Origin of the sequence: Schaalia odontolytica, from assembly GCF_031191545.1 — a bacterium.
Classification (GTDB): Bacteria; Actinomycetota; Actinomycetes; order Actinomycetales; family Actinomycetaceae; genus Pauljensenia; species Pauljensenia odontolytica.
Window position 1 is genome coordinate 272397 of the sequence record NZ_CP133472.1, and the last position, 10831, is coordinate 283227.

Annotated in this window: 9 protein-coding genes and 1 pseudogene; 1 reads left to right on the forward strand and 9 read right to left on the reverse strand. The window is 66.4% G+C overall.

Going from position 1 to position 10831, the window contains the following annotated elements; all coding sequences use genetic code 11:
* Positions 1–12: 12 nt before the first annotated feature.
* The 4 genes from RDV55_RS01200 to RDV55_RS01215 form a co-directional block, all read right to left on the reverse strand.
* A complete protein-coding gene (locus RDV55_RS01200) occupies positions 13–810 on the reverse strand; it encodes a purine-nucleoside phosphorylase (RefSeq protein WP_111822913.1) in 798 nt (265 codons plus the stop codon).
* Positions 807–2252 (reverse strand): purine-cytosine permease family protein, encoded by a 1446-nt coding sequence (locus tag RDV55_RS01205; RefSeq protein WP_111823132.1) that lies wholly within the window; start codon positions 2250–2252, stop codon positions 807–809. Before RDV55_RS01205 ends, RDV55_RS01200 begins: the two co-directional genes overlap by 4 nt.
* 103 nt (positions 2253–2355) lie before the next feature.
* Complete coding sequence (locus RDV55_RS01210; protein ID WP_111822912.1) at positions 2356–3123, reverse strand: fumarylacetoacetate hydrolase family protein; 768 nt, start codon at positions 3121–3123, stop codon at positions 2356–2358.
* Positions 3124–3299: 176 nt separating this feature from the next.
* A complete protein-coding gene (locus RDV55_RS01215) occupies positions 3300–4778 on the reverse strand; it encodes an alanine/glycine:cation symporter family protein (RefSeq protein ID WP_111822911.1) in 1479 nt (492 codons plus the stop codon).
* 253 nt (positions 4779–5031) lie between these two features.
* On the opposite strand from RDV55_RS01215, the gene RDV55_RS01220 reads away from it, so the two are divergent.
* Positions 5032–7785, forward strand: coding sequence for a DEAD/DEAH box helicase (locus RDV55_RS01220; protein ID WP_111822910.1), 2754 nt, complete (start codon positions 5032–5034; stop codon positions 7783–7785).
* A gap of 568 nt (positions 7786–8353) precedes the next feature.
* Here the strand turns inward: RDV55_RS01220 and RDV55_RS01225 are convergent.
* From RDV55_RS01225 to RDV55_RS01245, 5 genes and pseudogenes are all read right to left on the reverse strand, one after another.
* Positions 8354–8724: pseudogene (locus tag RDV55_RS01225) on the reverse strand (Pr6Pr family membrane protein); the annotation flags it as partial.
* 43 nt (positions 8725–8767) lie between these two features.
* Entirely contained in the window at positions 8768–9202 is a 435-nt protein-coding gene (locus RDV55_RS01230; protein WP_111822909.1) for a bleomycin resistance protein, read from the reverse strand.
* Positions 9203–9260: 58 nt separating this feature from the next.
* Positions 9261–9824: an NAD(P)H-dependent oxidoreductase gene (locus RDV55_RS01235; protein WP_111822908.1), complete on the reverse strand. Its 564-nt coding sequence runs from the start codon at positions 9822–9824 to the stop codon at positions 9261–9263.
* A 144-nt stretch (positions 9825–9968) separates the two neighbouring features.
* Positions 9969–10676: a Pr6Pr family membrane protein gene (locus RDV55_RS01240; protein WP_111822907.1), complete on the reverse strand. Its 708-nt coding sequence runs from the start codon at positions 10674–10676 to the stop codon at positions 9969–9971.
* A gap of 1 nt (position 10677) precedes the next feature.
* On the reverse strand, positions 10678–10812 hold the full coding sequence (locus RDV55_RS01245) for a hypothetical protein (RefSeq protein WP_309187977.1): 135 nt from the start codon (positions 10810–10812) through the stop codon (positions 10678–10680).
* Positions 10813–10831: the final 19 nt, after the last annotated feature.

Sequence of the window (10831 nt, forward strand, 5' to 3'; positions counted from 1 at the left end):
GTGATGATGCGCTCAGGCGCCCAGGGCCGCCTCGATGCCCGCGACGACGGTTGTACGGGCTGCGGACGCCGCCTCGACGACGGCGGTCGGGTCCGTCGGGGCGTCGGCGAAGGATAGGTCGGAGACGACCGACATTCCAGCGACGCGCACGCCCAGCGCGTGCAGGCAGATGGCCTCCATGACGGTCGACATGCCCACGCAGTCCACCCCCAGGCCGGCCAGTATCCGGGTCTCGGCCCTCGTCTGATACTCGGGGCCGCGCACCATCGCGTAGACGCCTTCGCGCTGGCAGACTCCGCGCAGAGCCTCCGTCATCTCAGGATCCCAGAGAGCCGACACGTCCAGGAACAGCGGACCGTCGAAGGGCGAAGCGCCGCTGAGGTTCACATGGTCGGTGATCGCCATGACATCACCCAGGTTCCAGGGCTTTAGACAGCCGTTCGCGTTCGTAAGAACCGCACGACTAATCCCCGCGGCCACGGCGGCGCGGGCCACGGCGGTGACCGGACGAGGGCCCAACCCCTCATACAGGTGGGTGCGGCCCGTGGCCACGAGGACCGCTCCCCCATCTCGCTCGTAGGAACGCAACTCGCCTCCGTGCCCATCCGCCACCGGAGCAAGGACGCCGGGGATAGCTCCCAGGGGCACGGTGGCCGCGGGCGCGCCCCAGGCCTCGTCGAGGGCGTCGGCCAGGCCCGAGCCGAGCACGACGAGCGCGTCCGGGCGCCCCACAAGCTCGGTGAGGACCCTGGCGCCCGCCACGGCCTCGTCGTCTAAGAGAGCGCCCGTAAAACGCGGATCGACACTCACTGCAGGCCGCCTTCCACGCCCTCGGCGTAGGTGCGCGAAGGCAGCTTCTCCTGCGCACGCACGCGGCCCGCGCTAGTTGCCCAGTAGCCGATGAAACCGACCACCATCGCCAGGAGGATGCCGATGTTTGCACCCGCCCAGTCGCCCTCGCGACCACCCAGGGGTCCGAGGAGGTAGCCCTGCCAGGACAGCCAGGAGGCACTGGCGTTAACGACGAGGCCCCAGCCCACCAGTGAGCCGACGATCAGGGAGGCGACGGCGCCCCAGTTGACCGAGCCGTAGCGACCAGAGGGGGTGAAGAGCGAGGGTTCGTCGTAGTCCTTTCGGCGCAGCGCGATGTCCGCCAGCATGACGCCGCCCCACGCTGCAATGACGACCCCCAGGGTCGTCAGGAACGCGGTGAATGGGGTGAGGAAGGAATCCGCGAAGAACACGACGACGATCGTTCCGACCGTCATGATCGTGCCATCAATGGCGGTGGCGACCGGGCGCGAGACTGGCACGCCGGTGGCCAGCAGCGACAGGCCCGAGGAATAGATGTCCATGACGATGCCACCGATGAGCCCCAGAATCGCGACGACGGCGAAGGGCACGAGGAACCAGGTGGGCAGCAGCGTGGTGAGCGCGCCGATTGGGTCGGCCCCGATCGCCTCGGAGAGGGACTCGTCGGCCGACCCGACCAGGAGGATGCCGAAGAAGACGAGGATAACCGTGGGCAGCGCCGCACCCACTGTCGTCCACCCGACCACGCCCCGCGTCGAAGCGGCGCGCGGCAGGTATCGCGAGTAGTCGGCGGCCGCGTTAATCCAACCGAAGCCGAAGCCCACGAGGAGCATGCAGCCCGCGCCGAGGACAGCGGTCAGGGGGGCCGAGGGACGCGAGGAGAGGACCGCGAAGTCGATCGTAGGAGCGACGAGCACCAGGTAAACAATTGTCAGAGCTGCGGTGGCCCACGTGATCCACGTCTGGACCTTCATGATCGCCTCGAAACCGAGGATGCCCGATCCCGCCGCCAGGACGACGACGAGGATCAGCGCAATGACCTGCGCGACGACGTGGTTCGTGAAGCCGAGCGCACCCATGACGGTGGCCGTGGCCTGGACGGCGATGATCGCCAGGAAGGTCTCCCAGCCCACCGTGAGGATCCACGAGATCGCCGCCGAGATACGGTTGCCGTTGAAGCCGAAGGCCGCGCGAGACAGGACCAGCGTCGGGGCGGAGCCGCGCTTACCGGCGAGCGCGATGAGGCCGCAGACCAGGAAGGACAGGGCCACGCCGACGACGGACACGACGACCGCCTGCGCGAGGGAGAGGCCGAATCCAAGGACCCACGAACCCCAGGAGATACCCAGAACCGAGATGTTCGCCGCGAACCACGGCATGAACAAGTCAGAGGGTTTTCCCTTGCGATCGGATTCGGGAATGACGTCCAGACCGGCCATTTCGACGGCCAGCGCGCCCGATGACTGGGGTTCGCTCACGGTGTGCTCCTATGCGACGGAGATATTGTCAGAACGACGTAATCTTATCACACAGGTCACATAATTAGGCTCGCACGACAGGATTCGTTAGGCGTCCGATCCCCTCGATCTCGATCTCCACGCGATCACCAGCGTGAACGATCTGCGCACCAGCGGGCGCACCCGTGGCAATCACGTCGCCGGGCAGCAGCGTCATCTGCTGAGACACGTAGGAAACCAGCTCGAAGGGATTCCAGATCATGTGCGCGGTCGAGCTATCCTGAGCGATCTCGCCGTTCAGGTAGGAGCGGATCGCCAGGTTGGTGACGTCAAGAGAAGGATCGACCGTAATCCACGGGCCCAGCGGGCACGCCGAGTCAAAGGACTTGCCGCGCGACCAGGGGCCGCCCGTCATCGCATCGCGGGCGGTCGCATCGTTGGCGATCGTGTAGCCAAGAATCATCTGCGGCGCATCTTCGACGCTCACGTCCTTGGCCAGGGACTTGATGACGATCGCTAGCTCTCCCTCGAAGGCCACCTTGTTCGACCACGCGGGGATCGCGATCGGGTCATCGGGCCCCACGACTGAGGTGTTGGCTTTGATGAAGATCGGCGGCTCCAGGCGCTCGTCCGCAGGAATCGGGGCGTCCGAGTAGTTATCGCCGATGCCCACGACCTTCGAGCGCGGAATCACCGGGGAGAGCAGGCGCACCTCGTCCAGCTCGTAGATCTGGCCGGAGGGCTCCACGGGCGAAAACAGCGGGTCACCCTTGAGCCCCACGATCCTCGTCGACCCCTCCTCAAGGGCACCGTACACCGGATTCGTTCCATCGGAAAAGCGTGCGATTCTCATGGCATTAGCCTAACCCGCCAGCGCGGACAGGGCGGGAGCAGCGCCGGAAGCAACGAGGCCGGGGCGAGCGGGAGGAAGGGAGGGGCCAGGCGCGCGTGCGTGCCTGGCCCCGACGCGCGCCGGGTGCGCGAGGCACTCATCGTGCCCGGCGCACGCAGCGAGGTCGTTAGCAGGTGTTACTTCTTCTTTGCGCGCTTCCACACGCCACCGGGAACGTCGCCGGGCAGCAGCGGATTCTTCTCACCCACGAAGACGGGTTCGGCGACGCCGTCACGACGCTGGGCCTCGTAGTCGCGCAGGGTGCCGAGCACCCAGCGGGCCAGGAAGACCAGGGCCACCAGGTTCGTGATCGTCATGACCGCCATCGCGATATCGACGGCGTTCCACACGACATCCAGGCTCAGCAGCGCGCCGACCGTCGCCGAGAGCACGCACACGACGCGCACCGTCCACGTCGCCCAGGGGGCGTCACCGAACACGAAGGACATGTTGGTGTCGGAGTAGACGTAGGCCGCGATGACCGAGGAGTAGGCCAGGACGAAGATGAGGATCGCCATCGGGACGATCGTCCACGCGCCTAGCTCGCTGGCCACGGCCAGAGTGGTCAAGTTCGAGGGGTTGATGTCCGCGCCGCCCCACACCTCGGCTCCCGCGATGAGGATGACGAACGCGGTCGCCGTACACACGACGATCGTGTCGATGAAGACACCCAGGGACTGGATGAGGCCCTGGCGTACCGGGTGGGACACGGTTGCGGTCGCGGCGGCGTTGGGAGCGGTACCCTGGCCGGCCTCGTTGGAGAAAAGGCCGCGCTTGGTGCCGTTGATCATCGCCGCGATGATGCCGCCGCCCAGGCCGCCCACGGTGGCGTCCGCGGAGAACGCGGAGGTGAAGATCTGGCCGAGCACGGTGCCGAACTGGCCGATGTTCATGAGGCAGATGATCGCGACCATGATGACGTAGATCGTCGCCATGATCGGGGCCATCCACTCGGTGACGCGGGCGACGGTGCGGATGCCGCCGAAGATCACCATCGCGGAGAAGACGAAGATGAGGCCGGCGACCGTGAGTTGCGCGGCCGAGAAACCGCCGGCACCCGGAAGGGGCTGCTTCGCGGCCTCACCAAAGGCACTCGTCAGGGTTCCGGCGATGGCGTTGGACTGCACGGAGGTGATGACGATGCCGCAGGTGACCACGGTGATGACGGCGAAGACGTTTGCCAGCACGCGGTTCTTCATTCCGCGCTTGATGTAGTAGGCCGGGCCGCCGCGGTAGGAACCGTCGGAGTGCTTGACCTTGAAGATTTGCGCGAGCGTGGCCTCGAAGAAAGCGGTTGCCATACCGACCAGGGCAACGATCCACATCCAGAAGATCGCTCCGGGGCCACCGAACATGAGGGCCGCAGCCACGCCGAATACGTTGCCGATACCCACGCGGGCGGCTAGCGAAATCGCGAACGCCTGGAAGGAGGAAATGCCACCGTTGGCACCCTTGCGCGACCCGAGGACCGTTCGCACCATCTCAGGGAAAAGGCGCAGCTGCACGCCGCGGGAGATGACTGTCAGGATGAGGCCCACGCCGATCAGGATGACGATCGTCAGGTGCATCGTGATCCAGTCGGCGATCTCCTTCTCGATCATGGCTATCTGTTCCACGAGAACCTCCCGGGAGTCTATGGGCGAGGCCTCCGGATGGGTCACGGGGCCTCGCGCGCTCAGCGGGCCACACCCGCACGTTGTATGGGACCCGATCATCTTGCCACATGGCCGAGGCCAGGGCGCGTGTCATCTCGCCACGCGCCGCCCCGCGCACAAACGCGCGAGGTAGCCCCGGCCTCGTCGTTGATCCCGCCAATGCGACGGTGAGGTAGATACGCAGACGGGGGCACCGTCTGGGACAATGGGGGGCATGAGCGCGACTTTGAACGAGATCCTGGACGACCTGGAGGACGAGGGCCGTCTGGAGGACGACGACGCCCTGTACGAGACATTCACCTCCTGGGCGCGGGGCACCGGCCGTCCGCTCTACCCGCACCAGGATGAGGCTCTCATCGAGATCCTCGCGGGTAACCACATCATCGCGGCGACTCCCACGGGCTCGGGCAAGTCGATGATCGCGCTGGCCGCGCACTTCACGTCGATGGCCCATGGTGGCCGCTCCTACTACACGGCGCCGCTCAAGGCCCTCGTGTCGGAAAAGTTCTTCGACCTGGTCGGCCTGTTCGGCGCGGACAACGTGGGCATGGTGACGGGCGATGTGTCCCTCAACGCCAACGCACCGATCATCTGTTGCACGGCGGAAATCCTCGCGAATCAGTCGCTGCGGGAGGGGCCCAGCCTGGACGCCGACATGATCGTCATGGACGAGTTCCACTTCTACGGGGATCGTCAGCGCGGCTGGGCGTGGCAGGTGCCGCTCCTGGAGCTGCGCACCCCGCAGGTGGTCGCCATGAGCGCGACCCTGGGCGACACGACGCGTTTCGAGCGCGCGTGGAAGGAACGCACCGGCCGCGACGTGTCCCTCATCGACGACGCGGCCCGCCCCGTTCCCCTCGAGTTTGAGTATGTCGTGGACCGCCTACCCGACACGGTTGAGCGGCTGCTGGGCGAGGGCCGCTGGCCCGTCTACATCGTGCACTTCTCCCAGCGCGACGCGGTGTCCACCGCGCAGTCTTTCGACCGTTCCTCCCTCATTGCACCCGAGCAGAAGAAGGCGATCGCCGCGCAGCTGGCGGGCGTGTCCTTCACGAAGGGCTTCGGTCAGACCCTCAAGTCCCTGCTCGCCCAGGGCATCGGCGTGCACCACGCGGGCATGCTTCCACGCTACCGACGCCTCGTCGAGCGCCTCACGCAGGCCGGCCTGCTGCCAATCGTGTGCGGCACGGACACCCTGGGCGTGGGCATCAACGTGCCGATCCGCACCGTGCTCATGACCTCCTTGGTGAAGTATGACGGGCGGCGCATGCGTCACGTGAGCGCGCGCGAGTTCCACCAGATCGCGGGCCGCGCGGGCCGCGCCGGTTTTGATACGGTCGGTTTCGTGCGGGTCCTGGCCCCCGAACACGAGGTCGAGGCTGCCCGTGAGCGAGCACGCCTGAGCGCCGCGCAGGAGGCGGCTCGCGACGCCCGCGAGGCCAAGCGCGCGGCAAAGAAGTCCGCGAAGAAGCGCAAGGGCCCGGGCGAGGGCGAGATTTCGTGGACGCGCTCGACCTTCGAGCGCCTCGTCGACGCGGCTCCCGAGCAGCTCACGAGCCGTTTCGAGATGACGCACGCGATGGTCCTCAACGTGCTGGCGGGCGCGCCCTCGGCGGGGCGCGATCCGGGTGAGCACCTGGTGTGGCTGGCCCGCAACAACGACGACCCTGCCCAGGATCGCAACCCGCACCTGCGCCGCCTGGGAGAGATCTACACGTCGATGAAGCAGGCGGGCGTGGTCGAACACGTGTCGTCGAGCGAGGCCTTCGCCTCGGGGGAGCCTCGCCTGCGCGCGGCGACCGATCTGCCGGATGATTTTGCGCTCAATCAGCCGCTTTCGCCCTTCGCGCTGGCTGCGCTCGAGTTCTTAGACCCCGAGTCCCCGACCTTCGCCCTGGATGTCGTCTCGGTCATCGAGTCGGTCCTGGAGGATCCGCGCCCGCTCCTGTTCGCGCAGGAGAAGGCGGCGCGCGCCGAGGCCGTGGCCGCGATGAAGGCGCAGGGCATGGAGTACGACGAGCGCATGGCCGCCCTGGAGGAGGTCACCTGGCCACGCCCACTGGCGTCCCTGCTGGGCGACGCGTTTGCGGTGTACCTGCACGCGAACCCGTGGATTGAGGATCAGGAGATTTCCCCGAAGTCGGTCGTGCGCGAGATGATCGAGAACGCACTGACCTTCACGGGGATCGTGGGCCGCTACGACGTGGGACGCTCCGAGGGCATCGTGTTGCGCTACCTGACGGACGCGTATCGTGCGCTACGCCAGATCGTGCCCGACGAGCTGATGACGGAGGAGCTGCGCGAGATCATCACGTGGCTGTCGGCGCTCATCCGCGCCGTGGACTCCTCGCTGCTGGACGAGTGGGAGGCCATGTCCACGGGGCAGGCGATCTCCCCCGCCGCCGATACCGGCGGTACCGAGGGCGCGGAGCTCGCGTTTGGCGCGCGGGAGGACGGGACCGTTCCCTTCAGCGCAAACCGTCACGCGTTCCGCACGGCGATCCGGGGTGCGCTGTTCGCGCGCGTGGAGGCGATGAGCCGCGACAACGTCGAGGCCTTGGCACGCCTGGACGAGGCCTCGCGCACCCCGGTGGTCGCCCCGTGGGGCGAGGACGAGTGGGACGCGGTGCTCGAGCGCTACTGGGCGGAGCACGAGTGGATCGGCATCGATCAGCGAGCCCGCGCCCTGTCGCTGTGCTGCCTGAACGAGGCCCCGACCCGCGAGGACGTGCTCGAGCTGGTCCCCGCCGCGGTTTCTTCCGATTTCGAGCGCGCCCAGGCTGCGCGCATCGAGGCGATCGCGGAGGCGGTCGATCAGGCTACGGCCGGCACGTTCTGGCTGGCCACGCAGACCCTGTTCGACCCGGAGGAGGACATGGACTGGCGCATCGTCGCCCTCGTGGACGTGGCGGCCTCGGATGAGGCAGACCGCGTCTGCCTGGCCACGGTCACGGTCGGGCCTCGGTAGGGCTGCGGCCACAATCTCCGGGGTCGCGCGCACATCTGTCGTAGGTCTGCCACCCAAGGCCCGGGAGGTGCCCGGCGACGTCTTGGATGCGGGCGTGGCTAGGCCACTAGCGGCCTGCACGCGAACATGTGGTGGGTGAACGCTGGCGCGCGGCACCTCGCCTCGCCCCGCGGCCATGACGCGCCCTGCGGAGGTAGGGCGCATCGCGCGACCCACCTCCTTGAGGACGCTCTCGCACTCCAAACGCGAGCGCCTCGACGCACCGGGTCGACACGCTGGTACTGTCGCGCGCTCTCGCGCGGTTGTTCTTGTTGGCGGTGCACCCGATCGGTATGCAATACACCCCTTCCGATCGGGTGCATTGCGACCTAACGGGTGCACCGCGACCCAACAGGTGCATTGCAACGTATCGGGCACCCGCAGCCACAACATGCCGCCACTCCTGCAGCCTCACATGCGACGAGCGATTTTACCCTTCAAGAATGCTTGGCTCTTGGAGTCGGCGAATCGGCAGCCGAAGCGCGGGGTGACAGCGCGGTCGAGGAAACCTTTAAGGATGATCGACCAGAGCACCGCGCACGAGCGTGTAGGCAACCCACGCGGCCGGGATCAGCAGTGCGCGGCCCAGTGTCCCCGACGTGATGCCGCCGCGCGGCCCCGCGAGCGCGACGACTCCGACGAAAGTGATCGGCACGACAATGTGCTGGAGGGGGTTAGTGACCAGCGCGAAGCCCGACAGTGTCTTCGTGGGGGCGATGAGAACCGCGTGGACGACCGCGGTCACGGTGATCATCATGAGCGCGCACAGGTGGGCGGCGCGTACCCGCCGAGGGTGCTGATGATGATCGTCGAGGCGACGCCCGCCCAGGCGAGGGCGGCGACCGCCGCGTAGGAGGCTCGGCCACGCCGGGAAAGGGATGGGGAGATAGTGCTGGTCACGCGCCCCACTGTAGCGGTTGCTCCCGCGTCCCGGCCGAGGCCGTCACGCCCTCGCGGCGGGCGCTCGCCGCTCGCCGATCTCCTGCTGGAGGCGCACGAGGTAGCCGTCGGGGTCCTGGATGAGGAACTGCCGCACACCGATCTCGACGTCGCCCGCTCGATACCATTTCTCTTCGGGTTCGACGAAGATCGGCCAACGCGCCGCTGAGACACGCCGCCACGCGGCGTCTAGATCTGCGACCTGAATCTCGAGGTTAATCCCGCGACCGAGCGGCGCCTCGAGGGGGCCAGTCGCCCACGTCCTGCCCTGGTCAATCTGGTCAAGCATCAGGTGTGCACTCCCCAACACGAGGTATCCGAATCCCTCTTCGGGCCGCTCGTAGCGGAGGGAGAAGCCGACGAGATCACACCAGAAACGTTTGGAGAGGTCGTAGTCGGTCACGGCAAGTTCTGGGACAAGCCCCGGTTCGCTGATCATAACCTCACTCTAGCTGCCACCGGGCGGGGTCGTGCCCCGGCGGGCGGCGCGCGGTAGGTCAACGACGGGCGTAGCGTCGTATCGACTCGACAAACTCGGCCCGGTATTCCGGGGTGTCCTGCGGGTAGTCGATCTTGCCGAGAATGAACGTGTCCGTCAGGCGGATTCCCACGAAGCCCAGAACCATGCGCTTCCAGCGTGTGATCGGCCCTCCGTACAACCGGTAGAAGAACGCGGGCGCGCGGCAGGTGAGGATCAGCGCCGCCGTCTTGCCTGTCAGCTTCGGTTCACTCTTGCCGTCGGCAAATCGGTACGCAAAACGCGGGGTGAAAGTACGATCGATGAATCCCTTGAGGATCGCAGGTTCGGCCGACCACCAGATCGGGAAGCTGAAGACCAGGTGGTCTGCCCACGCGATCAGCTCCTGGTAGCGCTGCGGGGCGCTTTCGTCCTCCATGTGCTGGCGATACCCATAGCGCAGGTTCGGATCAAAGTCCTCCGTAGCGAGGTCGATGGTACGCACCTCGTGACCGGCTCTGGTTGCCTCCTCGGCGTACGCGGACGCCAGCTCCTGGGAGTAACTAGCTGCGTCGGGGCTTCCTTGAATAACGAGAATCTTCATGATGGCTCCTTCACTATTAGACACCCGGTCTAATTATACACTTTATGCCTGGACACATGGGAGATCCATCATTACTTTCGACTATCCTTCGAGACGCTCGTACTATCACAGAACCATTCTTTACAGGAGAATTCTGGCGTTGCTTTACGCGCCTTTGGAGCGTGTTGCACCAGTTTGACCAGTTTGTCGGATTATCCAGTCAATACCGGCAAAGACGGCCATGAAGAGCAGGGCCCCGATCAGAATCGCGACGATATTGATCGCGACCTGCGCGTAGCCGAGCCGCCACACGTTGACGAAGCCGTAGGGGTACTGTTGGGTGAAGGCCCCGCGCGCCAGCGTGTATGCCACCCACGCGAGCGGGATCAGTAGGGCGCGGCCCAGCGTGCCCCACGCGATGCCGCCTCGCGGGCCCGCGAGCACGGCCGTGGCCACGAAGGCGACCGGGACGACGATGTGCTGCAGAGGGTTCGTGACGAGCGCGAAGCCGGTGAGGACCTCGTAGGGGCCAATGAGCACGGCGTAGACGATCGCAGTCACGGTGATCATCATGAGGGAACACAGGTGCGTGGCCCTCCCCCATTTCCCGACGCGGCTTCGGCGCGCAAGGACCGTCGAGATGATGGCGACCATCATGTTGGACAGCTCGGTGAAGTAGGACAGGCAATTGATAAGACGCTCTGGCGCTCCCGCCCAGCCGTGGGCAGCTCCCGCAAAAAGGCCTTCCTCGACGTAGGTTGGCGGCGCGTAGCCGTCAAAGGCCGTAATGATGAGGGTGGCGACAACGCCCGCCCAGGCCAGGGCGGCGACCACCCAGTAGGCGGCGCGCCCGCGGCGGCTCAGTTCAGTCATGTCAGTTGTCATCGTTCTCCCTCAACGCCTCTGTCGCAGAGCCATAGCGCGCAGCGGAAATGCGCCCTGCAGCAATCTCGCGAGCCTCACGCATGGCTGCCTCAGTCTCTTCGTTGCACCGCAGATCTGCAGACACGATTACAGTCTCCCCATTC

Excerpts from the sequence above, each read along its gene's own strand:
- RDV55_RS01240 (WP_111822907.1), bottom strand. The coding sequence starts at position 10,676 with ATGACTGAACTGAGCCGCCGCGGGCGCGCCGCCTACTGGGTGGTCGCC.
- RDV55_RS01210 (WP_111822912.1), bottom strand. The coding sequence starts at position 3,123 with ATGAGAATCGCACGCTTTTCCGATGGAACGAATCCGGTGTACGGTGCC.
- RDV55_RS01235 (WP_111822908.1), bottom strand. The coding sequence starts at position 9,824 with ATGAAGATTCTCGTTATTCAAGGAAGCCCCGACGCAGCTAGTTACTCC.
- RDV55_RS01205 (WP_111823132.1), bottom strand. The coding sequence starts at position 2,252 with ATGGCCGGTCTGGACGTCATTCCCGAATCCGATCGCAAGGGAAAACCC.
- RDV55_RS01230 (WP_111822909.1), bottom strand. The coding sequence starts at position 9,202 with ATGATCAGCGAACCGGGGCTTGTCCCAGAACTTGCCGTGACCGACTAC.
- RDV55_RS01220 (WP_111822910.1), top strand. The coding sequence starts at position 5,032 with ATGAGCGCGACTTTGAACGAGATCCTGGACGACCTGGAGGACGAGGGC.